The organism is Moorena bouillonii PNG, assembly GCF_001942495.1.
GTDB lineage: Bacteria > Cyanobacteriota > Cyanobacteriia > Cyanobacteriales > Coleofasciculaceae > Moorena > Moorena bouillonii.
Window position 1 is genome coordinate 7099411 of the sequence record NZ_MKZS01000001.1, and the last position, 25395, is coordinate 7124805.

General features: G+C 41.8%; 24 protein-coding genes, 2 tRNA genes and 1 pseudogene. 14 read left to right on the top strand and 13 right to left on the bottom strand.

From position 1 onward, the window contains the following. Positions 1–20: 20 nt before the first annotated feature. The 4 genes from BJP37_RS28865 to BJP37_RS28880 all read right to left on the bottom strand — a co-directional run bounded on the left by BJP37_RS28865 (position 21) and on the right by BJP37_RS28880 (position 3245). The gene (locus BJP37_RS28865) at positions 21–782 is read right to left on the bottom strand and encodes a phytochelatin synthase family protein (protein WP_070395489.1); all 762 of its coding nucleotides are present in this window, start codon (positions 780–782) and stop codon (positions 21–23) included. 77 nt (positions 783–859) lie between these two features. Beyond that, the gene (gene iscB / locus BJP37_RS28870) at positions 860–2122 is read right to left on the bottom strand and encodes an RNA-guided endonuclease IscB (protein ID WP_075904003.1); all 1263 of its coding nucleotides are present in this window, start codon (positions 2120–2122) and stop codon (positions 860–862) included. 548 nt (positions 2123–2670) lie between these two features. Then, positions 2671–2943, bottom strand: coding sequence for a cyanobactin biosynthesis PatC/TenC/TruC family protein (locus BJP37_RS28875; RefSeq protein ID WP_075904005.1), 273 nt, complete (start codon positions 2941–2943; stop codon positions 2671–2673). A 95-nt stretch (positions 2944–3038) separates the two neighbouring features. Continuing rightward, a complete protein-coding gene (locus BJP37_RS28880; RefSeq protein WP_075904007.1) occupies positions 3039–3245 on the bottom strand; it encodes a cyanobactin biosynthesis system PatB/AcyB/McaB family protein in 207 nt (68 codons plus the stop codon). A 400-nt stretch (positions 3246–3645) separates the two neighbouring features. Between BJP37_RS28880 and BJP37_RS28885 the strand changes: the two genes are divergently transcribed. The 6 genes from BJP37_RS28885 (at position 3646) to BJP37_RS28910 (ending at position 9932) form a co-directional block, all read left to right on the top strand. After that, positions 3646–3855, top strand: a complete 210-nt coding sequence (locus tag BJP37_RS28885) for an ion channel (protein ID WP_075904009.1) — start codon at positions 3646–3648, stop codon at positions 3853–3855. Positions 3856–3996: 141 nt separating this feature from the next. Then, the gene (locus tag BJP37_RS45210) at positions 3997–4137 is read left to right on the top strand and encodes a hypothetical protein (RefSeq protein ID WP_438941517.1); all 141 of its coding nucleotides are present in this window, start codon (positions 3997–3999) and stop codon (positions 4135–4137) included. An 86-nt stretch (positions 4138–4223) separates the two neighbouring features. Continuing rightward, positions 4224–6332: a GNAT family N-acetyltransferase gene (locus tag BJP37_RS28895; protein WP_229415478.1), complete on the top strand. Its 2109-nt coding sequence runs from the start codon at positions 4224–4226 to the stop codon at positions 6330–6332. Between the two features lie 21 nt (positions 6333–6353). Beyond that, positions 6354–6800 (top strand): ASCH domain-containing protein, encoded by a 447-nt coding sequence (locus tag BJP37_RS28900; RefSeq protein WP_075904013.1) that lies wholly within the window; start codon positions 6354–6356, stop codon positions 6798–6800. Between the two features lie 171 nt (positions 6801–6971). Continuing rightward, a complete protein-coding gene (locus BJP37_RS28905) occupies positions 6972–8588 on the top strand; it encodes an McrB family protein (RefSeq protein ID WP_075904015.1) in 1617 nt (538 codons plus the stop codon). A 159-nt stretch (positions 8589–8747) separates the two neighbouring features. Next, a complete protein-coding gene (locus BJP37_RS28910) occupies positions 8748–9932 on the top strand; it encodes an McrC family protein (protein ID WP_075904017.1) in 1185 nt (394 codons plus the stop codon). Between the two features lie 48 nt (positions 9933–9980). Here BJP37_RS28910 and BJP37_RS28915 read toward each other — a convergent pair whose 3' ends face one another. Both BJP37_RS28915 and BJP37_RS28920 read right to left on the bottom strand, forming a co-directional pair. Then, entirely contained in the window at positions 9981–10454 is a 474-nt protein-coding gene (locus BJP37_RS28915) for a L,D-transpeptidase (protein WP_229415479.1), read from the bottom strand. 97 nt (positions 10455–10551) lie between these two features. Further along, positions 10552–11199, bottom strand: a complete 648-nt coding sequence (locus BJP37_RS28920; protein WP_198954219.1) for a bifunctional 4-hydroxy-2-oxoglutarate aldolase/2-dehydro-3-deoxy-phosphogluconate aldolase — start codon at positions 11197–11199, stop codon at positions 10552–10554. Positions 11200–11289: 90 nt separating this feature from the next. Between BJP37_RS28920 and BJP37_RS35025 the strand changes: the two are divergent. From BJP37_RS35025 to BJP37_RS28930, 3 genes and pseudogenes are all read left to right on the top strand, one after another. Further along, positions 11290–11518: pseudogene (locus BJP37_RS35025) on the top strand (hypothetical protein); the annotation flags it as partial. A 116-nt stretch (positions 11519–11634) separates the two neighbouring features. Then, positions 11635–11964: a DUF433 domain-containing protein gene (locus BJP37_RS28925; RefSeq protein WP_070395498.1), complete on the top strand. Its 330-nt coding sequence runs from the start codon at positions 11635–11637 to the stop codon at positions 11962–11964. 8 nt (positions 11965–11972) lie between these two features. Beyond that, positions 11973–12323 carry a DUF5615 family PIN-like protein gene (locus BJP37_RS28930; RefSeq protein WP_070395499.1) on the top strand — a complete coding sequence of 117 codons (351 nt, stop codon included), beginning with the start codon at positions 11973–11975 and terminating at the stop codon, positions 12321–12323. A 453-nt stretch (positions 12324–12776) separates the two neighbouring features. Here BJP37_RS28930 and BJP37_RS28935 read toward each other — a convergent pair. The 3 genes from BJP37_RS28935 to BJP37_RS41675 all read right to left on the bottom strand — a co-directional run bounded on the left by BJP37_RS28935 (position 12777) and on the right by BJP37_RS41675 (position 13345). Beyond that, positions 12777–12848, bottom strand: a tRNA-Thr gene (locus BJP37_RS28935). Positions 12849–13048: 200 nt separating this feature from the next. Beyond that, a tRNA-Tyr gene (locus BJP37_RS28940) sits at positions 13049–13133 on the bottom strand. Between the two features lie 71 nt (positions 13134–13204). Beyond that, positions 13205–13345 (bottom strand): hypothetical protein, encoded by a 141-nt coding sequence (locus tag BJP37_RS41675; RefSeq protein WP_198954220.1) that lies wholly within the window; start codon positions 13343–13345, stop codon positions 13205–13207. Between the two features lie 198 nt (positions 13346–13543). On the opposite strand from BJP37_RS41675, the gene BJP37_RS28945 reads away from it, so the two are divergent. After that, positions 13544–14530, top strand: coding sequence for an SGNH/GDSL hydrolase family protein (locus BJP37_RS28945; protein WP_075904022.1), 987 nt, complete (start codon positions 13544–13546; stop codon positions 14528–14530). A 639-nt stretch (positions 14531–15169) separates the two neighbouring features. On the opposite strand, the gene BJP37_RS28950 is transcribed toward BJP37_RS28945, so the two are convergent. Beyond that, complete coding sequence (locus BJP37_RS28950) at positions 15170–16255, bottom strand: Gfo/Idh/MocA family protein (protein WP_143727850.1); 1086 nt, start codon at positions 16253–16255, stop codon at positions 15170–15172. 318 nt (positions 16256–16573) lie between these two features. Here BJP37_RS28950 and queC point away from each other — a divergent pair, with 318 nt between their 5' ends. Beyond that, positions 16574–17260 (top strand): 7-cyano-7-deazaguanine synthase QueC, encoded by a 687-nt coding sequence (gene queC / locus BJP37_RS28955; RefSeq protein WP_075904026.1) that lies wholly within the window; start codon positions 16574–16576, stop codon positions 17258–17260. An 82-nt stretch (positions 17261–17342) separates the two neighbouring features. Here queC and BJP37_RS28960 read toward each other — a convergent pair whose 3' ends face one another. Next, on the bottom strand, positions 17343–18191 hold the full coding sequence (locus BJP37_RS28960; protein ID WP_075904028.1) for an FkbM family methyltransferase: 849 nt from the start codon (positions 18189–18191) through the stop codon (positions 17343–17345). A 1651-nt stretch (positions 18192–19842) separates the two neighbouring features. Between BJP37_RS28960 and BJP37_RS28965 the strand changes: the two genes are divergently transcribed. Both BJP37_RS28965 and BJP37_RS28970 read left to right on the top strand, forming a co-directional pair. Beyond that, a complete protein-coding gene (locus BJP37_RS28965) occupies positions 19843–21168 on the top strand; it encodes an MFS transporter (protein ID WP_075904030.1) in 1326 nt (441 codons plus the stop codon). A 253-nt stretch (positions 21169–21421) separates the two neighbouring features. Next, complete coding sequence (locus BJP37_RS28970) at positions 21422–22654, top strand: glycosyltransferase (RefSeq protein ID WP_075904032.1); 1233 nt, start codon at positions 21422–21424, stop codon at positions 22652–22654. Between the two features lie 172 nt (positions 22655–22826). Here BJP37_RS28970 and BJP37_RS28975 read toward each other — a convergent pair whose 3' ends face one another. Next, complete coding sequence (locus BJP37_RS28975; protein ID WP_075904034.1) at positions 22827–23078, bottom strand: DUF6761 family protein; 252 nt, start codon at positions 23076–23078, stop codon at positions 22827–22829. A gap of 376 nt (positions 23079–23454) precedes the next feature. Here BJP37_RS28975 and BJP37_RS28980 point away from each other — a divergent pair, with 376 nt between their 5' ends. Next, a complete protein-coding gene (locus BJP37_RS28980) occupies positions 23455–24189 on the top strand; it encodes a response regulator transcription factor (RefSeq protein ID WP_075904036.1) in 735 nt (244 codons plus the stop codon). 42 nt (positions 24190–24231) lie between these two features. On the opposite strand, the gene BJP37_RS28985 is transcribed toward BJP37_RS28980, so the two are convergent. Next, complete coding sequence (locus tag BJP37_RS28985; RefSeq protein WP_075904038.1) at positions 24232–25332, bottom strand: acyltransferase family protein; 1101 nt, start codon at positions 25330–25332, stop codon at positions 24232–24234. Between the last annotated feature and the right edge of the window lie 63 nt (positions 25333–25395).

A 25395-nucleotide genomic window follows, 5' to 3' on the forward strand; every position in this document is an offset into this window, starting at 1 on the left:
TTTGACCATCAATTTGACCATCAACGGGTACTCACCAGCACAAACCCCCGTGTCTTTTTAGACTCTGAATCCTTAGTCGCCATGGCTTGCCACAATTCTTCAGCCTTGACCCAGACCGGAGGATACTTGTAACGAGAGACATCTAGGATCAGAAAACGGTCTGCTTCTTTGTTGTAGGCAGCTATAGGAGAAATATGTCCCCCAGTTTTCTGAGCAATGGCTTTGCGTAAGTAATTGACTAAGACAAAATTTTCCGCTTCTTGCAAATTCTTTACCACTATGTTGCGAAACTGATCCAGGGTCAAATCACCACCATGGTAAACCTCTGCTCTAACTGGATAAGTTTCCAATAATCCTGCTAATTGTTCCAAAGTCATGCCCCGACGAGCAATCACCTCAGCCATCCGCACTTCCTCAGTTTTGGCATTCAAAACATTCTTCTGGGTGAAGCGGTTAGTCCTAAATTCCGGTGCCTCTGGAGCTTGAATTGATAAAGCATTTAGCACCATGACCATACTAGCTACTCCACAGTAAGCCAGGTTTTCCTGAGTGACAAACTGAATACTTAGGGGCAAATAGTCTTCTCGGGCTTGGCTTGCCATCAGTAACCTTTCTCCGTGATCGGAATCGAGGTTAATCAGATTTTCGGTCAGTGGAATTGTCTGGGCTAAGCATCCTCCATTGATAAGGAAAAACCCAATTAAAGTAGCTTGTAGGGGTATACGGAATACTTTTAGGAGACTTTTTTGAGCAGATTTTTTACCATAGTTGTAGTTAATCATATATACCAGTTCTCAATTGGATGAGGGACTTTAGTCTGGATGTAATAGGAGGATTGTTTCCAGGTAATTCTTGGTATTCACTGGCAAAATCCGTAAGTATAACCATCTTTTCTGTGAACTCTGCACAAGTTTTTAACGTGTAAGCTTATCGCCTTTTTTCCAGAAACTGTGTAATTGAAGGAATTACTCTTACTTCTAGGGTTAACTCTTCCAAACTCCCCAGTCAAAAGGTTTTTGGCTATGTCCCCACTACACCAACCTTTGATTGGCTTCAGCGGGTTGTGTCTGATGGGGTAACCGTATTTATTGAGTGCCGCTTTTTGTCTGCCCCCTTGTCCTTTACAAGTAACCAGAAGCGGTTGAAAGGTTTTCAAAGTCAAAGCCTCAATGTTCCCAACACAAGCAGCATCGATCCAATGTTCCTTAGGAAATCCTAATTTAGTCCGGTTGTACTTAGTCTGTGCTCCCGTTCCAGTAACCACAGGTTTCGTCTTTTGAAGTACTTTAACTAGCTTGTTCCGAGTTGTATTCACCGCCGCCGCATCTTTTAATGGCGAAAGCGCTTTGGTTTTGATTTTTTGAAGTAGGCTTGGCTTCTTTTTCAGAAAGTCCTCTATAGGTTTGTTCCCTTTGCGTTGATTGCACTTTTCACAAGCCAAGCAAAGATTACTTACACGTTCACTTCCTCCTTTGGATTTTGGATAAATGTGTTCAATCTGCAATGGAACTGATTTTTTCCCACAGTAAGTGCATTCCCTTCCCCATTTTTCGAGTAAATACTCTCTAACCTCATACCCAGCTAGTTCTCCTTGCTGGTACTGAATACCACTGATTTCAGGATTCTGCATTTTTTGGGCATCAAACTTAACTCTTTCAACCCAAATTTCGTTAACTGGGCAGAATTTAATCAATCGTTTCACCCAAGTCTGGGTAGTCAAAATTCTGTGTTCTAGACTAGGGGGGAGCCATCCCTCTGGACGCTTACGGTTAAGGAACCTGGGTTTCCTATAGCGGGTGTTTCGGTTACGTCTCCCACGCCTTACAGCGCTTCTAGACGAGAGTTTTTTCTTAATTAATCCTCCTCTGTGTTCTAGCTCCATTGCCCAAATGACTTGGCCGTCTTGGACTAAGGCAAATCCAGTCACCTTACTGCCAGGATCAATTTTGATTTTACATGGTGATATGGTTGGATTATTGATCGACGTTTTTAAGATGATTGTGAACGGGTACATCCTGAAAACCGCCGCTTTACCTTTATCCAATAACCGACGTGCTTTCTTTGGGATAATTGGGTTTAATGGTTGAAAGTTTGCGTCAATAACAAATACGTAATTTTGCATTTTTAGTGCTCTCGATTCGGTAAAGTTATCCTCGACAATGTTGGAATGGCTTGTGTTTTGCTAATCACACATTTTGCCTTTGTCTTAATGACTAGCGACAGAGCCAAAAGCTGGAGTTCACTCTTGGGTGTCATGACCAAACCAACGTAGGAAGCTAATCCTTAGTCTGCAACCTAGTTGATAATTCCAGGGATTACCGGAAATTACCAAGGCTTACACTAGGTGGTGGTTTTAGGGAGTAAGGAGTAGGGAGCGGTGCGCGCCCGTTCGCGCCCCGCGTCGGCAAAGCCCTCAAGGTTCGACCCAAGGGCGATTTACTCACCCTAGGAGGCGCGCACCTTGAGCGAATTTAATTACGGGTCAAGGGCACGCCCTGGGAGTAGGGATGGATCGCTTTTGTAAAAATACGACCATTGAAGGCTATTATCATTTCAGGATAATTACCATTAATATAATAAAAATTTCCCCCATCTCCCTATCTCCCTACCCGTGAAATTTTAGTCGGACGCAAGAAACAGCCCTGCTATCCTTATCCCCTCATGCCCTGATTAAGCCCAAATGCGTCCCCGACGGAAAGGGGGGTCATTGTCTGGCTTCTGGTCTTTAAACATAACCTTCCACCGGGCATAATCTTCTAGACCAGTAGCAAGTAACACTGATTTCTTTTCTTCCTGTTCATTAAGCTCTGGTTGAACAGATGGAGAAGCAACCTCTGGTTGAACAGATGGAGAAGCAGCAGCAGGAGCAGCTTTGGCTTTTGGCTTCGCCTGGGTTTTTCTGCGACGACCGCGTCTGGGAGTTTTAGTTTCTTCTTCTGGCATAATTGTTTTTTACTGTTTGTTAGTGTTTGTTACGGTTTACGACATCTTATGTAACTGTTACCCATCTCTTAGTTTGACCTAGGGGCACCACCACATCAATACCATCCGCCCCAGCCGGAGGTTTTCAGTTGCTGATAACTAGGGTAAGCAAAGGGTGCTGGGTCATTGTAATTGGCACCATGGGTCAAGTCCATGCGAATAGTCACCAAGTCTTGGCCTCGACCATGAACTACATCCACTGCCCGATAGGGTTGAATCAGATCCGGTCTTTTGACTGGTGCTACTTGTTTGGGTAATCTCATCAAACACTCCTTTTCTGGTCAGTAGTGATATAATACGAACATTATTGCTTAGGAAGCAAGTTCTTTTTTGTTTCCATTTGGTTTTTTTCCTAAGTTTATAAAAATCTAAAAGCTGAAAAACCCGTCTCTTTAGATCGGGGATAAAAGCCCATAGCGGCTTGAAGCGCCGTGATCAAAATATCTTATAAAGTCCCGAAACTTTAGTCTAAGTGTTGTAGAATAAAATAGGAAGAAGTTGAGGTCAGATACGAAACCTTAGAGCTAATTTGTAAAGTAAATATTAAGAAGCTTGAAAGCCTTGCTATGATTATCTTTTGGTTATTAAATAGTTCAATTGTTCTAGTTTAGCGCAAGCCTGATCCTACAAGGATTACAGCGAGTTTACAAATCAGCTACAACTGTGGGCTATGGCGATAAATCTCCCGTTAGTTTTGTCGGGCGTTTGGTGGCAATTGTTTGGATGTTTACTGGATTATTCGTGGTTGCCTACTTCACCGCAGCCATCACAGCTGATCGTCTTGAATCGAATATTTCTGATCTTATCGATCTATTCGGAAAACAGGTTGCTACTGTCGCAGACACGACCTCTGCCAGATATATGAATCAATAGCCAGTCAAGCTGATTGAATTTGAGCAGCTGGAAGATGCATACAAAGCTCTCAAAGCGGGGCAAGAGCAGGCTCTAGTTTATGATTCACCAACGTTACTTTACCAAACGTCACAAAACCGAGAATACCAGATTGTAGGTGAGTTGTTTGCTGAACAAGACTACGGCATAGTTTTGCCTCAAGGTAGTCATTATCGCGAGCCAATCAACCGAATTATTTTGCAATTACAGGAAGACGGAGAACTGACCAACCTAGAGCAAAAGTGGTTTCCTTCTAACCAGTAAGATTAGGTATGCTTAATCACGTACAATAGGGTCGATTCCATGCATAGTAATTGGTAATTGGCCATTGGTAATTGGTAATTGGTAACGTGACACAAAAGATAGAGCTTCAAATTGAAACAATTGATGAAAAATCCCTGCACCTAAGGACAGTCAAGGCTTTGGGACGAGCACACGCAACCACTCTTGGTCATTTTCCTGAAGGAGCGTTTGATCAACACGCACTAAGTCGTCAAATACTTGTGGCTCTTACTCCTGAAAAAAAGTGTACCGGTTATTTGTTATACCGGAAGGTGCGTAGGCATAATATCATCGTTATTGTTCATCTGTGCATCGAGCCATCATGGCGTGGTAAGGGGATTGCTAGAAAGCTGGTTAATTATCTAAGTCAGAACACTCAGGACTTTTACGGCATTAAACTCAAATGCCGTCGTGATTATGAATTACATAAAATGTGGTCTCACTTAGACTTTGTTCCTTTGACTGAAAAACCCGGAAGGAGCAAGGATGGAAAACTACTTACCGTTTGGTGGCGCGATCACGACCATCCTACCCTATTTTCTGCGGTTGCTACCCAAAAACTTGAGTCTAAATTATGTGCAGTCATTGATACCAGCGTGTTTTTTGACTTGCAAGGAGATGAAGCTAGGTCAAAGGCCGAATCCGACTCTCTACTAGCTGATTGGTTACAACCTGACTTGGAGTTATGTATAACTAATGAAATATTTAAGGTGATCAATACTATTGATGATACTAAACAAAGGAATGCTAAACGCCAGTTAGCCGATACCTTTACTCAACTCCCTTACAATCAGAAAGACTTTCAAACAGCTTGTCGCGCTCTAACCAAGGTTTTGTTATCAACTCAGATAACTCTCAATAAATCTGACCTACGTCAGTTAGCTATAGCCATAGCTTCAGATGCACCATTTTTTTTGACTCGTAATTCACAAATACTAGCGATCACAGATGCTATAAATGAGGAGTTGAACTTATCAATTCTTAGTCCTACTAGTTTAATTGTTAAGCTAGATTATCTTCACGAATATATTAACTATCAGCCTGTACGCTTAGCAGGTACAGGTATCACTAGACAAGTTGTTCAGAAATTAGATCAGGTAGCTTTCTTGAGTCAAAGGTTTTTGGTTAGTCCTAAGGGAGAAAAACTTAGTGATTTTCAAGGAAGGCTGGGCTATATTATTGCTAATCCTGATAAATTTAATTGTTATATTATTCTCCATTCAGAAAATAATCCCCTAGCTTTAATTGCGTATCATACCCATAAAAAATATGAGTTAAACGTTCCAATTTTTCGGGTTAGATCTGGTCCTCTTGAAGAAACCCTGGCGCGGCACTTAATTTTTTGGTTTATATCCCTGTCAGTACGTGAAAATCTGCCATTTACACGAATTACTGAACCTTATTTGGATCACACTATTCTTAGCGGTATTCAAGATGATGCATTTTTTAAAGTTAAGGATGGTTATTTAAATGCCAATCTTGCCGTTGCGGTTACGGCGACAGAATTATCAGACTATCTCACTACTTTAGCGAATCGAAGTCAAGATTATAACTTTTGCCTAAAAATTGCTGATACCCTCAAAACTGATAAATTAACCACAGCGGTAAAAACAACGCTAGACGTTGAACGCATACTGTGGCCAGCAAAAATTATTGATGCTGATCTTCCTACTATAATCATTCCTATTCAAGCAGAATGGGCAAAGGAATTATTCGATGAAGACTTAGCTAACCAGCTCCTATGGAGATCGGAAACTGATCTGGCGCTAAAACGTGAACTTGTTTATTATCGAAGCCATCGAAGTAATGGTGGCTTAAAACCAGGGGTTGTTGGTAGAATTCTTTGGTATGTAAGCTATAATAAAAAGTATTGCGGCACAGGAAAGGTAAGAGCGTGCTCTAGACTTGATGAAGTAGTCGTAAATAAACCTAAAAATCTCCATCAACAGTTTCGACGATTGGGTGTATATGAATTAGAAGATTTAATGAAGCTTACCAAAAATGATCCTAATAAAAATCTGATGGCACTTCGATTTAGTGATACTGAACTGTTTAAAAATCCTATAGATTTGGCGGAAATTAAAGAAATACTTGGTAAGCGTTTAACACTTCAATCACCGTTGCGGATTGATAAGGAACAATTTACAATGATATATAGAGAAGGCACCCAAAATTAATAAAAATTACTCGTGTTAACAATGCCCAATGTGTTGTTATTATCAATTCGTCCTAAATATGCTAATCAATTATTCAAGGGAACCAAAAAAATTGAACTTCGTCGGGTGCGTCCTCGATTAGTACCAGGGGATATTGTTGTGGTTTATGTCTCGGCTCCAGATAAGGTTTTATCGGGTTTTTTTGAAGTGGAAGACGTTATTCAAGACCGCCCGGATATCCTTTGGTATAAAGTAAAGGACAATGCTGGTATAGAAAAAAAAGATTTTAATGAGTATTATGAGGAAGCCGCCGTCGGTTATGGGATTTGCTTAAAACTCATAGAACATTTTGAGCCACCAGTAACCTTACAAGATTTGAGAGCAAAATGGGCTAACTTTAGACCTCCACAATCTTATCATTACTTGACGACTAGTCAATTTGAGTATCTTAAGTCTATTGTACAGAATAAAATGGAAATTATGTCATAGCCTTATATCAATTAGCTAAATATTTGCTAAGAAGGGATTTTGGAATGGGTCATGGAGAATCGATAATGGATAATAGCAAGCCAATAACCCACTAGTGAGAATCAATGACTAACTAACTAAAATTTTATAATGTCTCAAACATGTTCTAATAAAAAAAATTAGGTGGATAGTATGGTGGGGGATAAGAAAGCTGAATTGGTCAGTCTATTTCAGGAATTTATCAGTTCATATCCCTACACACCGGTTGGGTTAAGTCACATGGCAACCTACAAAGAGCAGCGTCGCCTTTGGTGTCGGAATTTTGAAGCTATCTCTGCCATAGTGGAGTCTGGAGAAGCTATAACAGAACCGATACTATTTCAGCTATTCCCTGATAGAGAATTGGCGATTACGTTGAATAGTCAATATGGTGAGGGTGATGGTTCATGGATACTAACTATTCCTAGAAAATATGATAATTATTTAGAATTACAATTGCCGTCAACACTGACATCCCAGCAGCAATGGATACAAAGGTTAGTAGAGCAGATTGGTTACGACATCCTTGAATTTGTTGGTCGCTGCACTAAGCATCCTAATCAGTTATCAGCAGCTTGTGATCAGTTTTCTACAGGGGAATACTCTAAAGGTTTTCCGACGGAAATGCTGACGAATCTCCTCAATGGGCTGCAACCAGATAGGTTTCTGTTAATCAATGATAATTCTCGACAGGTTATCAATTACTTTGTTAATACATCCTACGGAAAGAGACTGACAGATTATCCAGCGGCCAATGCTACAGGATTGAAGCTGATTAAAGCATTAGATAACACTATGCATCAACCGGGTGTACCAGTGCTCAGAGATAATGATTTATTCGATATGTTTTGCTACTGGTTGGTTGCGGTTAAAGGGTATAATTTTTCCGGTCAAGACGAGGTTATCGAATTTACCTCTGATGGTTCAAGGATGGCGTTACCAGAGGACTATACGGTAAGCGACTGTGCTAAAGATACTGGTTTTGATATCGCAGAGTTAGAGGGATGGATACGTGCTATTGAACGCAAAGGACAAGGAATTTTTTACGGCCCACCAGGTACAGGTAAAACCTATACTGCTCAAAAAATTGCTAACCATTTAATCAGTGGAAGTGATGGATTCACAGAACTTGTCCAATTCCATCCTGCCTATTCCTATGAAGACTTTATTCAAGGTATTCGTCCACAAAGTCAAAATGGGGAATTGAGATATCCTTTAGTTCCAGGCAGATTTATAGAATTCTGTAATAAAGCTGAGTCTCGGCAAGGAATTTGTGTTCTAATCATCGATGAAATTAATCGTGCTAACCTCGCTAGTGTGTTTGGAGAATTATTGTATCTACTAGAGTACCGGGATCAAAAAATTCCCTTAGCTGGCAGTAACCAACTATTCAGTATCCCGAAAAATGTTCGGATTATCGGTACTATGAACACAGCGGATCGTTCTATTGCTCTAGTTGATCAGGCATTTCGCCGTCGCTTTGCATTTATTCGGCTCTATCCCAACTATGAAATCCTGAGACGATATCACCAAACAACGGATTTTCCAGTGAATGGATTGATTAAGATACTGGAACAAATAAATAATGCGATCGCAGATCCTAACTACTCCCTGGGAATCTCTTTCTTTCTACTAGAAAATATAGCTGAAGAAATTGAAGATATCTGGCAAAGGGAAATTGAGCCATATCTAGAAGAATACTTTTTCGATCAACGGGATAAACTAGACCAATTTCGCTGGGACACTATAAAATTAAGAATTAAGAATTAAGAATTAAAAATTAAAAATTAAAAATTAAAATTCTAGCGTTTCAAATACTTATGAGGTAAATTCAATGTTCTTACCCCTACTCCCTACTCCCTACTCCTACTCCCTACTTCCTACTCCCTATTCCCTATTCCCTGTTCCCTGGGTGTAGCCCTATAAAAAATGAGAATAATCAAACTAACGGAGTATCAGCCAGATAAGATCCCACGCTACCAGATTTCAGAATCCGTAATCGATGAATTGCAGCAAAAATACAGCAATCAGGTAACAGTAAATCTTGAATACTCCAAAACCGGGGATTACTGGCAACTAACCTCTCAAGGATGGGTAGGTTATATTCCCCTAACCAATGAACTGAGCATCCAACTCCAGCCGAAAGTCCCCCTAAACAATCTTTTCGGAATGCTGGACTATGCCTATAACCTTAGAAGCTTTCACATTCTAGAGGGGTTGATTGATTGTAAATCTCTAGAAGAATTTTACCATTACCTGGTCAGTATTCTCATTAATGGCATACGCGATCGCATTCGCCAAGGACTCTACCGCACCTACATCCCCACAACTGCTCAACTAGCATACCTTCGGGGGCGTTTGGATGTACAGCAAACTATCCAGAAGCCATGGGATATCAAACTTAACTGCCATTACGACGAACACACTAGTGACATCGAAGATAATCAGATTATCGCCTGGACACTCCACTGTATCTGTCGCACTGGTTTATATAGCGCTAAAGTAAGTCCAATGTTGCGCCAAGCCTATCATGCCCTACAAAACCTTGTCACCCTACAACCTTATAGCGCTAGGGATTGTATTGGACGAAACTATAATCGGCTCAATCAGAATTACCAAAGGTTACATGCTCTTTGCCGCTTTTTTCTCGAACATAGCGGACCAAGTCATCAAACAGGTAGTAATACCATGTTGCCCTTTCTAGTTAACATGGCAAAACTCTATGAACGCTTTGTGGCTGAATGGATAAAATCGCACTTACCCAGTGGCTTTGGCATTAAGATACTCGAAAGAGTAGACATCGACAAGACATTATATTTTTACATTGATATAGTACTCTACGAGGTGGCAACTGAGAAAACATGCTGCATTCTCGATACTAAGTATAAAATCCCTATTAGTCCATCTCGTGAGGATTTTAACCAAGTAGTAATCTATGCCATCACACAAGATTGCCAAGAGGCAGTTTTAGTATATCCAGCTCCTTTAACTCAATCCCTTGATGTTAAAATTCGTGATATTCGAGTCCGCAGCTTGACGTTTTCCCTGGATGGGAATTTGGAAGAAGCTGGTGAACTATTCCTAAAGAAATTAACAGGACTTACCCAGAAATAGGAAACCAACCCTACAGGTAGAGTGACTAATGATTAAACAGACTTGATATCATTCATCATTGGCAAATTCCTCAACGCCCTGATGAATCACCACTGGTGTTCCCACAGAGGCCCAATCAAATAACCACTCAGCATGATCCACAGCTACATTGACACAGCCATGACTTACTGGCGTACCAAACTTACGATGCCAGTATGCCCCATGGATAGCATAGCCCCGGTGGTAATACATGGCATAAGGTACATTGGCCAGATCGTAATCTGCACCACGCATTCTGTCCTTGCGACGCTTGGATTGAATCGTGAATGTACCAGGATGGGTAGGTGTTGAATCTTTACCAGTGGAGACAATTATTGCATAAACCGGTTGTCTACCTTCCCAAGCAATCAGCCTTTGATTGGTTAGGTCTATCTCAATCCAGCGTTCTTCTGAATCTTGTAGTTCCATCACTCTGGTAGCGATTTGCTCACTCACAGGATTGGTCAACGCTGGTGTTGTCCAGACAGCCAAGGCGATTAGCATCAGTGGGAAACTGGCAAACCAGGTTCTTAAGGGACTTAGCCAGTGGAAAAACATATAACCTTAGCAGTCAATCAAACAAATCACCAACATCATAGCCTCAACTCAGAGAATCAGGGGCTAATCGTTGCTTTAGCTGTTTTGCTCGTTTTGCGATCGCATTCCAATTCCCCCCATCAATGAGGGATTTAGGAAACAAATTCCCAGAAAGACCCACAGCGATCGCTCCGATATTAATCAATTCCTGAGCATTGTCTATAGTAACACCACCAGTAGGAATTAACGGGATGTGACCGAGTGGTCCAAGTAAGGCTTTGATGTAACTAGCACCACCGACCGCCTGAATCGGAAACACCTTAACACAGCTAGCACCAGCATCCCAAGCTGTCACAATTTCTGTGGGGGAAAGTGCTCCGGGAACCACTGGCACGTTAGCAGCTACTGCTGCTTTAATAACTGCTGTATCTACATGGGGACTAAAGATAAACTGCGCTCCAACATCAATGGCCTGATGTAACTGAGATTGGTTTAATATCGTGCCAGTACCAATGATACAGTTGGGTAATTCTTTATGGAGCTGACTAATCAACTCAGGAGCATCAGCGCTATTCCAGGTAATTTCAATTAACCGTATACCCCCAGTGGCTACTGTCTTAGCCATCTGCTCTCCTAGGGATTTCGAGGATGCTCGAATCACAGCAATTACTCGCTGCTGTCGTAATAGGTTTAACCAGTTATCAGTGATCAATTCTAGTTACCATTAGTTAACCTCAACACCCTTGTGCGTTCCCGTAGCGTGACCTACGGTCAAATCGCATCTGGATAACTAGCAACTTGGGTTAATAAAATTTATATGACTATATATAGAAAATGAAAATACAAGATTGAGACATTATTTAGCAAGACTACATCGACGCACTCTGTGCTACTCTATATTTGAACAAGCGATGCAGCAAGGTCTTGGGAGTCTCTCCCCACTCGCGCTTTGCATCAATAAAATCTTGGATTTATCAATTAGGCTTCTTATTTATTATTTAAATTATCATAAAATTCCCCTTTATAGTTAAATCATTTCGATATTCAGCAACGCCCAATTTTGAGACAGTGTTTTTAAGTTCACTGAGCAATTGCGCTAGTCAGGTAAGTTACGATGGTTTTATACTGGATTTAGGAAAGTTAATCTATGAGCCTCGTTTTGGAACGTGAGACACCGCCTCTGCGAGAAGATGAAACCGGAGCGATTCGAGTTGGAAATTCAAGGGTTTTGCTAGAGACTGTTATTCGAGCGTTTCAAGATGGTGCATCCCCTGAGTCTATTGTGCATCGATACTCGACTCTATCTTTGTCCGATGTTTACAATACAATTGGCTACTACCTTCGACACCAAGATGCGGTAGAAACATACTTAAATCAGAGAGAGCAGTTAGCTGAATCAGTGCAGCAACGTTTGTCTAGTATCCAACCTGATCTCAGCTTAATTCGTACCCGTTTGCTATCTCAGCAGAATCAGTAGAAACGGTTATGCTGAGTTTGCTGAGCGATGAGAATTTCAACGGTGACATTGTTCGAGGGCTGTTTTTGCGTCAACCCAATCTTGACCTACTACGGGTTCAAGATGTTGGCTTGCGAGAAGTAGATGATCCAGCGATTCTAGCTTGGGCAGCAATTAACGGACGTATCCTTCTAACTCATGATCGTGCAACGATGCCAGATTTTGCCTACAACCGCCTAGTTTCAGGAGAGTCGATGGCGGGCATCTTTGTCGTCAATGATCGAATGCCAATTCGACAGGCAATTGATGAATTACTACTACTGATCGATTGTAGTGAGCAAGCAGAATGGAAGGGAATTGTGCTGTATTTGCCTTTGTGACAGCTAAAGTCTCTGACAGTTGCGGCGGCATAATTATTGACACTCCCCGGTCTAAAGACGCGGGGATTCTTGCTTCCACGGGGTGACTTGTTATCCCTTGCCGGAGCCTGGAAAAATAGAGGTCGATTCGACCCAAGCGTAGTTGGTCTTTGACCTAGGTTTCGGTGTGCCCCACCGTACCTTTTTTTTATATAGATAGATACTTTTTTTATCTAATTTTTTCATAGACGTTCAAGTCGTTAGACCCAATTACGCAATATGTACGGTCTACATATTTTTTACGTTGCCTACTTATGATTAGATAGTATCTCTCTACTTTTCAAGTCTATTGTTTATACTTTCATTATAGCACATCTATTACAAACTTTCATTGAAAGCCGTCCTAGAAGGACGGGGCTTTAAACCCAAAATTTTCGGTAAAATTTGGTAACTATTCGTAAATTTATGCTTAAAAGCCCGTGACGAGGATTGAACTCGTGACCTCACCCTTACCAAGGGTGTGCTCTACCACTGAGCCACACGGGCTAGATTTAAATTATTAGATTTACATTATTGGTTTGATTTAGACTATTGTACTTTGGCCAAATTTACTCTGCCAAGGTATCAATTAATCAGCTTTTGATTTACCGACGCCAAACCAGTCATGGTAATTAGTTAACGGTTAAAATCAGCAAATTTTCTGCTGACTTATCAAAAGCATATTTAGGTTATATCCCAAACCATTGTGGTGGGCCGGGCTGGATTTGAACCAGCGTAGGCATAGCCAACGGATTTACAGTCCGCCCCCATTAACCACTCGGGCACCGACCCTTTTAGCTCACATTTATAAATGTTAGCACAGCTTTTAGGAATTGTCAAGTTTTTCAGAAAATCGACGGAAATTAGCCAATGCTGTAAGCGTTGTGCAATGCCCACCAGATCAGAACGCTGATACTGCCCAAAACCATAATTGCTGAAATAACAACGGCTGTGGGGCTATCAGCTCCTTTAAACTTCATGATGCCACGATTGAGGTCTGACATAGTTTGTCGCTCCTGTTTGAGTTATCAGGGATCTAACCAACAAGTCGATTATAGCCAGGGCTAGATCAGGGGGAAATTTACCGATTAACCTTGGTATACTCAGCTTTGAGCGGTTATACTCGGCTTTTAAAGTGATATCACTACTGAAAACCTAGACAAAACTATAGGAAAAATTTATAATTTATATAGGATTTTCTTGTGAAAGTATTGCTATTAACCTTGGCAGTGCTAGTCAGTTCCTTGGTAGCGCTAGAGGTCGGTTTACGATGGCTGCTCGGCTTCGGTAATCCCCTGATTTATGTGGCAGATGAGGAAATTGGCTACTTGCTAGCCCCTAACCAAAGCACCAGACGGTTTGGCAACCGCATTGTCATTAATGAATATTCCATGCGCAGTCCCACCATCACTCCTAGGCTACCGCCATCCATGCTGCGGGTGTTCCTACTGGGGGATTCTGTTGCGAATGGGGCTTGGTGGACAGACCAAGACCAAACCATATCAGCACTGCTCCAATCTCAATTAGAACTATGGCTGACCAAAGACGTCTTACCAAGTCTAACCAAGGAGAAACCATTTGAAACAGTCGAAGTCCTTAATGCTTCTGCTAATTCTTGGGGACCACGAAATGAGTTAGCCTATCTACGACGCTTTGGCACCTTCAACGCCCATGTAGTGGTATTACTGATTAATACCGATGACTTGTTTGCTACAGCACCGACTTCTGTACAAGTCGGACGCGATCGCAATTATCCCAGCCAAAAACCCCTCTTAGCCATAGCCGAGATCTGGAGTCGCTATCTCCTGAGAGCACCAGCTATTCCTGAAATGGAAGCAGTCAGAGCAGAACCAGGAGACCGGGTTGGCTTTAATCTCAAGGCCATTGGGGAAATTAAGACCCTAACTGATGCTGCTGGAGCCAAGTTAGTGCTAGGGATGACCCCCCTACTCCGGGAAATTGGTACCAAAGGACCTCGTGACTATGAGTTAAAAGCCCGTAAACGCTTGAGTGACTTTACTCAAGAGCAAAACATTACTTATCTAGATTTTTTAGAAGTATTCAATAACACCGAAACACCAGAAATACTTTACCGTGACCACATTCACCTTAGCCCCCAAGGAAATCAGAAAGTCAGCGAAGTGATATCAACTCAGGTAGCTTCATCAGTTATCACACTTGTCAATTGACACTCCCCGTCCTATAAGAACGGGGATTCTTTAATCAACGACTCAACTTGCTCAATCAGGTCCCGACCAGATTGAGTAGAGGCCGAATCTCCGTGCATCGTTTAGATAATGGATCTAGGTTTCGGTGTGCCCCACCGTACCTTTCTTTTTTATAAATAGATAGATACTTTTTTAATCTAACTTTTTTCATAGACGTTTAAGTCGTTAGACCAAATTACGCAATATGTATCTCGTACATATTTTTTACGTTGCCTACTTATTGATTAGATAGTATTTATCTAGGTTCTTAGTTTATTGTTTATAATAAGATAATAACACGCTCTGTGAAAACTGTCAAGTTTTAGCTTAAAAAGAAAGCCGTCCTATAAGGACGGGGCTTTAAACCCAATTTTTTCGGTAAAGGGGAAAGGGTTGATCGCAAATCCGGATTAAAGACCCCCTGTTGAAGTCAGTCTTCTCAGGCAGACTTTGTACTCTTCGAGAATGCTTCACCTACCTATAGCCGCGACTTTTAGTCCTCATGGCTAGAACGGATTTATCCAAGCGGATTTGGCTAATTTGTTCCTTACCCCCTTAGGCTCCTCCTAATGTCGGTCAGTTACAAGTGCAACTGACCCCTAAATTATCAACAAAAAGCCGTTAACAGGGAACTGTCATAACCGAAGTATGGAGTTTATGATTCCCATTATCTACGTTGTGCCAAACTTGACCATCAAGAGCCATCTGCTCAATCAAACTGGCCAAACGCAATGCTTTCAGAGCTTGTTCACCCCCGACAGAAGGTTGATTACCACCCCGTACACAATTTACAAAGTGTTCTAACTCAGCATGGAGTGGTTCAATGTTACTGGTATAAACCTTCTCAATCAAACCATCCTGTCGGTAAAGCACTTGACCATAGTCGGTCATATAATTGGCAGTGGTTTGCCGATGAATTAGAATCTCATTATTGAGGAAATCAGCTTCCGTTAGAGAATTTTTGCAATGGGCAGCGATGCGACGGATTTTTCGGTGTGTCACTTTACTGGCCGTGACAGTACCAACAATACCATTGGCAAACCCCAAGGTAGCAGTGACGTAATCTAAATACCCGGAATCAGAAGCACGGCTGCCACTAGCGGTTAACCTTGTCACCGGTGAGGCTACCAATTCTAGTAATAGATCTATATCATGAATCATGAGATCCAAAACCACCGAGACATCATTGGCTCGGTCAGAGTAAGGACTCATGCGATGAGCTTCCACAGCCAGCAATTGTTCTGTCTTCAGAACTTTGCTCAGTTCCTGGAAAGCTGGGTTAAAACGTTCAATATGTCCAACTTGAAGAATACATTGGGACTCTGCTGCAGCATTCACTAAGGATTCTGCCTCAGCAATACTAGCGGCAATCGGTTTTTCAATTAAAATATGGACTCCAGCTTGTAGACAAGTCATCCCGACTTCATGATGTAGACGGGTCGGCACTGCAATGCAAACCGCCTCTACATAGGGAAGAAGATCGTGATAATCTTCAAAAAAGCGAACACGGTACTTACTGGCAATATTTAAACCACGCTCGACGTTAATGTCTGCCACACCCACAATTTCAACGTCTTTGAGAAGACTCAAAACTCGGGCATGATGTTGTCCCATATTGCCAACGCCAATCACACCGATTTTGATTGGCTGCGGTAAGTTGCGCTGGACTTGATGATCTCGATGTCTTTGATAAGTACGATTCTGCACTCTTTTTTGCTCCTCCACCACTGGTAATAAGTCGATTTACTTAATCTAAGTCGCCTTAAACCATCCAGATAGTACCACAGCAACTATAAATGTGAAGAATTTCAAAGCTTTGTCCATCCTATTCAGCCTAAAAGAACCTTTAAAACATGTGTTCTATACTTATTGTGGTTTGACGAAATATGGAACACTAACCCTATGTGTCAGTTTGTGGGTTGTCTGTTGACAGAGCAATGAAATTATTAATTGGTAGTTGTAGTAACAGTGCAAAACGTTTGATTAGGCATTATCCTGATGAGACTTGTGATATCTGGTTGGATCATGTCTAAGAAAGTAATTGTGTTGTTATCTGGAGGTTTAGACTCTGCTACAGTTTTGTATCAATCAGTAGGAGACGGTTATGAGTGTTATGCCCTTTCCTTTGATTATCAGCAGCGACATCGACGAGAACTCAAATCAGCGTACGCAATTGCTAGTGCAGCAGGTGTTAAGGAACATCAGGTAGTCAGGTTTGACTTACGGCAGTGGGGAGGTTCAGCGTTAACCGATGATAACCTTGACCTACCCAAGGAGCGTAGTCTAGAGCAGATGTCTCAAGAAATCCCCATTACCTACGTTCCAGCCCGTAACACGATTTTTCTGAGCTTTGGCTTATCCTATGCAGAAGCAATTGGTGCTGAGGCAGTCTATGTCGGTGTCAATGCCTTAGATTATTCTGGCTATCCAGATTGCCGTCCGGATTATATCCAAGCAATGCAGACAGCTTTTGATTTGGGGACGAAACAAGGTAGGGAGGGCAATGGAATTAAAATTGTCAGTCCTCTGATTGACCTGAAAAAAACCGAAATTATCCAATTAGGCAATCAGCTGGGTGTTCCTTGGGAAAAAACCTGGTCATGCTACACAGGTAACGATTTAGCTTGTGGTGTTTGTGATGCTTGTCGGTTGCGATTGGCTGCCTTTGCTGAGTTGGGATTGGACGATCCACTTACTTATCAGGAAGGCTGAGTGCCTCCGTGTGAAGGGTGCTGAGTAAGCTGAGTAATCAGTGTGTTGGTAGAATAACAGGGATTTTAATTGCTGTTGGATACTAAGATAATTGATTTAGCTGATAGTTACGGCTGGCGTAGATACGGTAAACCCCTGTATCTGCCAGCAATACTTCTTGATCAATCACTAACTGGTAGCCTTTCCGTTGGAGTAAGTTTGTGATCTGCTTTAGTTTTATCCCTGCTGTAATCTGATCAACCTCCATGACAATTTGCTGAATTTTTTCCCAATCCTTTTCCTTGATGCCAGCCAGGATATCTAGCTGAGGTTGATCAGCATTAATTTTGAGTAAATCAATTTTTTCAATGTTATGTTGATGAATCATACTAGATATACTCTTTGAGTGCTTGGAAAGTCCAAAATTGAAGACTTTGGCATTGGAGCCATACAGTGATGCATTGATCTGCAACAGTTCAAAAACATCTGGTAAGGTTTCAAAGGAGAATAGTCTGGCATTTTTACAGATTTGCTGAGCAAACAGGGTGAACATACCGATGTTTGCCCCTATATCAAAAATACAATCCCCATCATGGATAGTTATGCCATGTTTAATGTAGGTCTTTTCTTCAAATATTTCTTGATATAATTCATTGGTTTTTTGTTCATTTTCATGAACGATTACTAAATTATTTGGTAAATGGTAATCGTTATGATTAACTAGCAATGCTTCGGCTTTAAGAATATCAAAATTGGTAGCTAATCCTAGGTTAGAGTGATTTGGTGATAATGGCTGATTGGCAGGAGACTTGATCCAGTCTTCAAAACTAGAGCAGATGACAGGACTCCCATTTTTTTTAGTAGATATTAGACTAGACTTATCAAATATTTTTTCAACATGTTGATTAGATTTTGATAAGTTTATTTTGGATGGAATATTTCTATCTTCCATCCATAAGTTAAGAGATTGATTTAAGGGTTATGCTGTCAGGGTAGCTGTTAGTTTAATAGTTATTTCAGATAGTTTATTTGCGTTTAATACCATAGGTATTTTCGTTAACTATATTGATTGAAATGCACAGTAGTAATATCACGAATTATAAGTAGTTATCTTGACATAGATATTACTGACTTACTTATAGTGTAGTAAAGCGCCCTGATTTAAATTTAGTTAATTAAAGCAATTTTAAGCAATCTTAATTTAACTTTCATTAAACTTATAAAAATCAAGAAGACTCTGGCGATATTATTTACCCTGAATTTTATGTTAATCCTCTTCCGAATCTAATCATTTCGACATGGATTTATATGGCAGTGAACTTAAGAGGAAATAAACCTGCATCTATACAATATTGACTTATACATATTAGTAATTGGTTGCCATTTTGGCAAAATTTTCAGTTATGAGGAAGGAGAGGCCGTGGGCCACGCTACGCGATTGACCGTAGGTCACGCTAAGCGAACGGAGATTCTGGAGGAGCGAGAAAATCCCGATGACCAGCAATATGTTGATCAGTAAGGATGAATAAAACGATGACGACTGATCATACTATGAAACTATTTATAGTTACTGGTTTAACGTTGATTAGTTTTACAATATGCGATCGCGTCCAATCAAAGCATGTCTTGTGAATCCAATGGTGTCCTTTAGCTCAACCTCCTCTTACCGAAATTAAAGTCAATCATTATGATTCCAAATACTAGCAGTGATTTTTGGGATACTTTGGGGGGTCAAACCTAGGTATATTTTATAACCGATAGCTTGAAATCAATTTAATAGGGTTACAGTTGACGCTTGACCCTTGAGTGTGAAGGATAAACGCTCAAAAAAAAGTAAACTAGTGAACTCAAATAATCCAAAACGGAACTATCTAAGGAAGTAGATATAGTTAAGCATCTTCAATATCTCAATATCTCAATTGATTTAAAACTCCCGTTTAGGATACTTGTTTTATTTGCCAATCAAGTATATAATAGTTAATGGGAATCAAATCAATTTTAATCCTAACTGTTAAAACTCTTCTTAATAACCAGGGTAACTGGTCTTTTCTTACCACTAAACGTAACTAGTTAGTAAGGAGTCAGCAGTCAGCTCTCGGCTGTGGAGCTTCTCAACAGAGGTGTCCACAATAGCTCATGTCTTCCTTCCTGTTGAGATAGGTACTAAGGAATTATTCTGATCAGCAAATTCAGCACCATGTCACCCACAGAGGCGCTTGTCGGGCAAAAGCGATGCAGCGCAGCCATGGGGGAGCAAGTGCGGCCTTGGGGAGGCAGCGCCGCCAAAGGGGGTCCCCCTCATGAGCGACTGCCGTGGTTCCCTCTCTCGCGCTTTGCATCAAGACAATGTCACCACAATGTAACCAAAAATGTCACAAAGAGTACTCATCAAGGGTACCGTCAAACATAAAACTTGCCAGCATACTAGATATATCAGTAAGCCCACCCACAACAGTCTTTTTCCCCGAGCTAGACTGTTTTACCTCTCAAGGTGTAAGCTGAGCGGGAACTGGCAAGGGGTTCAGTCATTCATGTATAAAAGGTACAATAATCCCGCCGATGGCGGAGTATAACGACGAGTAAAGTAGAAAAAGACACAATAAATGCAGATTTTCTTTCTGATCTGGTTGGGACAACTAGTATCCCTTCTGGGGTCTAATCTTACCGAATTTGCTCTGGGTGTTTGGGCTTACCAGACCACTGGTTCAATCACCCAATTTGCCCTAATTTCTTTATTTATTCACCTACCAAATATTATAATCTCACCCATAGCTGGTACATTCGTAGACCGGTGGAATAGACGCTGGGCGATGATTCTCAGCGACTCCGTGGCAGGGGCTAGCACACTGGTGGTTATGGCTCTGGTGTTCTCGGGCAGGTTAGAGATCTGGCACATTTACCTAGTCGTAGCAATCAGTTCAACGTTTAAGGCTTTCCAGTTGCCAGCCTATACAGCAGCTACGACTCAGCTGATGCCTCAAGAACATCTTAGCCGTGCTAATGGCATGATGCAAGCCTCTAGGGCAACTGCCAAGATTCTTGGACCGACCTTGGCGGGTGTGCTGCTGGAGACCATCCACTTGCAGGGAATTCTATTAATAGACTTCATCACATTCATCTTTGCCCTAGCAACATTGCTAAGGGTTCAGATTCCCCATCTCCAGTCTACCCATCACACTCATCAAAAGCAAGCCCACTTCTCTCAACTGCGCCAAGATCTAGTATCAGGCTGGCGTTACATTGCCAAACGCCAAGGACTACGAGGGTTGCTGATGTTCTTTGCCGTGGTCTACTTCAGTATGGGTATTCTTCAGGTGTTGTTCTGGCCACTGGTGTTAAGTTTTGCCTCCAGTGCTGAACTTGGGGTCATTTTATCTATTGGCGGTTGTGGGATGCTGATTGGTAGCTTGGTCATGACTACCTGGGGAGGACCCAAGCCCAGGATATACGGTATTTTTAGCTTTGTAATCCTGCAAGGCTTGTTCTTACTTTTAGGTGGGTGCCGCGCTTCTGTGAGCTTGGCTGCTCTTGGGGCTTTTGGTGTCTTATTTGCTCAACCTATTATCGTTAGCTGTAATCAGACTATCTGGCAGAACAAAGTCCCAGCTAATCTGCAAGGACGGGTCTTCGCCTTACAACTGGCAATCGAAAACTCGTTATTGATCCTTGCCCACATGCTAACCGGACCGTTAGTCGATCATCTTTTAGAACCGATGATGGCTACCGATGGATTGTTAGCAGGTAGTATTGGCCATATCATTGGCGTTGGTCCAGGGCGTGGGATGGGCTTGCTGTTGCTGTTGATGGGATTGCTGAACATCCTGGCAAGCTTTATCGCTTATCGATATCCACCTATACGGCGAGTGGAAAAGGAACTGCCGGATGCGATTCACCCTAACCTAGGTTTAACTACTTCGACTAGTGTTTGATCCCAAATCGGCTTCAAAAACCCTCTTTATGATTCCAACATTCTTTCTCCTGTTCTCAGTCACGCTTAGTCACGCTTAGTCACGCTCCTCATGCTTTTTGCTTCAAAAGGGGGTAATTAACCCGGATTTGGTATGAAACGTTATTAGATTTGCCTGATCTGTTCTGCTAAGGATTTATGCAAAAATTGATCCATCCTCAATGCTTTGCCCCTAAAAATTAAACACCCTCTGAGTGGGTTAATTCTACTAACCTATGAAAATTGCTATTATCACCTCTGGATTCTTGCCTGTCATTGATGGCGTAACAGTTAGTGGATTATCTAGGCTACAACGACTGAGTCAGTGGGGACACCAGGTGTTGTTATTTTGTCCTGACTACAGTGCGTTAGAAGATGTCTATCCCAATTGGCGAGATTATACTGGTCAAATCCTGCCTGGAGTGAGAATCATCAATTTACCGAGTACCTCATTCATGGACTTAGAGTTTGAGCGTCAGGTGCGTAGAAGTTCCTATTCAATCCTGCTCCAGGAGTTAAAAAAATTCCAGCCCGATATTATTCATGTTGATGAACCAGAAAGACTGTTTTTTGGCTTTTTTAGAGTGCCTGGGGTCGCTTTTGCCAAAAAGGCTGGTATTCCCTGTGTGAGTTTTTTTAGGACTAATTTTCTCGACTATGCCGAAGATTACTTTTCTCTACCGTCTGTGGTCGTCGCTGGAATTAAATTTATTTTTAAAACCATATTGCTTTCAGTTTATAATTCTTATGATGTCACCCTAGTGTCTAGTCGGATTACCCATAAAAAGATTATCGATCTAGGCATTAAAAACACCACTTATGCCAATTTGCTTGGCTTTGATGCTAGTAAATTCTCTGCGGATTTACAGGAGGAACAGTTTTTCGAGAAGAACTATGATCTTAGAGGGGTTGACAGTAAAGTTAAGTTAGTTTTCTTAGGTAGGTTAACTCCAGATAAGGGGTGGGAATTTACCCTGAATGCCTTTTTACGAGTTGTACAAGAGGTCAACAGTGACCAAATCGCACTGATCATTGTTGGTGATGGTCCGATGCGGGATGAAATTGCTACCAGGTTAAGCAAGTTAACACCAAATAGTTACTTCCTAGGTAGAGTCCCACCGGAAAATGTTCCAGCTTTGTTGGTCAACAGTGATATTCATATCACAGCATCTGAGAAGGAGACTAGAGGGCTAACTATATTAGAAGCCTTTGCTGCTGGAATTCCTGTGCTCGCTCCTGAAGCAGGTGGGGTAGTGGAGAATATCCAAGACGGATGGAATGGCTTTTTGTTCACTCCCCAGAATCAGGAAGATTTCTCCGACAAGCTCAAAGTATTAATTGAGAACCCAGCGTTGCGACAGGAAATGGGTCGCAACGGTAGGGAGTGTGTTTCCCAATATGGTTGGGATCAGAGGGTTGAGAATTTAGTTGCTATTTGGGAAAAGCAGATTGCTAAGAAAACCCACTGATATCAAGTCCAGTTAATTACTCAAGAGAATAGCCTATCGCTTTTTGGGAATGGGTAATGGGTAATGGGTAATGGGTAATGGGTAATGGGTAATTGCCTATTACCAGCTAACGGATAGGATGAGTACTCCAATAGACTTGATATGATTGAGTGGGGTTCTGTGTGTTTAAGGTTTAAAAGTAGTCGGTTTCTGGCTGCGGCATTGGTACCATCTCAAAGTTGGATGGATCACGAAGATAACGAATGGCATCTTCTTCTAAGCGGTAGGTTATATAGGATTCAAGGGTATTTGTGTGTTTGAGGGCAGAAAGATAGCCATCGATATATAGCCGCAATTCATCGAAGCTATAACCTCGATTCCACAAATCGACTAGGGAGTCAGTAAGTTTTTGATAGCAGCGTATAGCTTGAGGATCTTGCAGCATAGTCTTAATAAATTTTGAGTATCAACAGTAGTGGTATTGGCTCACTCAGTAGAAACTCGGATACGCCAACTTAATTTCAGTTTAGCAAAAGTAGCAAGTCCTCGATACGTTTCTCAATTATTTGTTATGTTAGCTAGACTAAATTGCATCTTATATGCTATAATTAAAAATGGTCAGTTAAAATTAATGGTAAATTGAAATTTTACTATTGTCCTTATTGTCCCTCTGACCTGGTCGCGATCGTGCCACTAGGAAGTCGTATTTTAAGAACCCAAGCCAATATCGGTATCATCAGTAGCAGTTGTTACAGAATGTTGACGTGACCTTTGCTAGGATTAGATCCCAACGGCTAAGGCTAAGAGGACTTTAAAGTGCCGTGGGCTCAGTTAGAATTCAGATTATTGAAGGAAACCCTCATTTGCGATCGCTTCTAGGGTCCCACCTAAAGAAATCCGGCTATGGGGTGTACCAATCACAAAATCTTGATCAAGCCAAGGAAGACTTTCACCATCGCCAACCCAGTCTGGTTATCCTAGACTCTGATTTACCAGACAGTGATGGGGTTGAATTTTGCTGCTGGCTTCAGCAACAGCGAAAATCTCTAATTTTAATGTTGTCTGCTCGTAATAGTGAAAGAGATATCGTCACTGGTCTTAAAGCTGGGGCAGATGATTACCTGACCAAGCCCTTTGGTATACAGGAATTTATGGCACGGGTAGAAGCCCTAATTCGTCGCCTCCGCATTACGGTGGCTCCCCTGTCTCTAGACTACGGTGATCTCAAAATTGATTTAGTCCAGCGTCGTGTCCGCTTTAAAGAAGAGTTTATTGACCTGACTCCCCAAGAATTTAGCTTGCTCTACGTACTCGCCCAAGCAGAGGGAATGGCTTTGAGTCGGTCTGAATTATTGCGCCGTGCTTGGCCCAATGCTATTGACAATCCACGCACTATCGATACCCACGTCCTTGCCCTGCGCAAAAAAATAGAAACCGATCCTCGACAACCCAGCATTATCCAAACGGTTCGCAATGTTGGCTATCGGTTTAATCAAGGGATCAATGAGAATGATCTAAAATCTGGGACAGAATTGGCAACTCATAAGAGTTATTAGAGGTTGTTGGTTAATTAACCCTTAACCCTTAACCCTTAACCCTTAAATTTTGATCAACCAGCGTCGCCGATACATCCCATAGAGAATCACCCACCACAACAGTACATTGACTATCGCAAAGATCAAAGAACCATTGATCGCTCCCGCCCACGACCGAAACAGATTTTCATAAATCCAAGTATAGGTACTCACAGCATTATCACCTGTCCCTACCTTAGTTCGATACAGGATGCGAACTACTAAACCAGATGCGACAAACAGAAAAATTGCGTTTAACCCCATCACTTCTAGGGGCCATCCCCATCGGCGAAATCCCCGCACTTCAATTAACTCATAACAAGCTGCCAGTAACAGCATCGACCAACCAGCAGAAAAGACTACATAGGAACTTGTCCATAACTGCTTGTTAATTGGGAACCAGAAATCCCAAACCCAGCCTAAACCAAGACAACCTAGACCAAATAGTACTAATCCCAAACTAGTACGGGACTGTATTGGTTGATGGCGTAGCCAATCCCCAACGAAATAGCCAGCTAAGACAGTAACTACCGCCGGTAAGGTGCTAAACAGTCCTTCTGGATCAAATTGAGCTTGTTTATACAAATGGTTTGTTCCCAATACCATACGGTCGATATAGGCAGCAAAATTTCCTTCCGGTGTCAGATTACCAGCACCATAATCAGGAACTGGCACTAAAGACATCGCTGCCCAGTACCCTAACAAAACTATTCCGGTCAGTACCCACAAACCCCGTCGTCTTAGATTTAGCACTGCTACAGCACTAAGGAGATAGGCAAGACTAATGCGCTGCAAGACACCCATAATCCGAATAGTATCCCAGTTGTAAGTCGGAAAACCATTGAGCAGTAAGCCTAGGGCAAATAGAATGGCACATCGCCTGCCAATACGCCAATACCCTTGGGATACGGATTGGTTGTTATTGGTGTACTTGACTAAGGAAAAAGCCATTGCTACACCAGCAATAAATAAAAAGGCAGGAAATACTAAGTCTGTGGGTGTAAAACCATGCCACTTAGCGTGAAGTAAGGGGGGATAGACATAAGACCAACTTCCTGGATTGTTGACTAGAATCATGCTAGCCATGGCAATACCTCGAAAGACATCAATAGAGGTTAGACGCATGATAGGCAAGAGGCAATAGACAAGAGGCAAGAGGCAATAGGCAAGAGGCAATAGGCAAGAGGC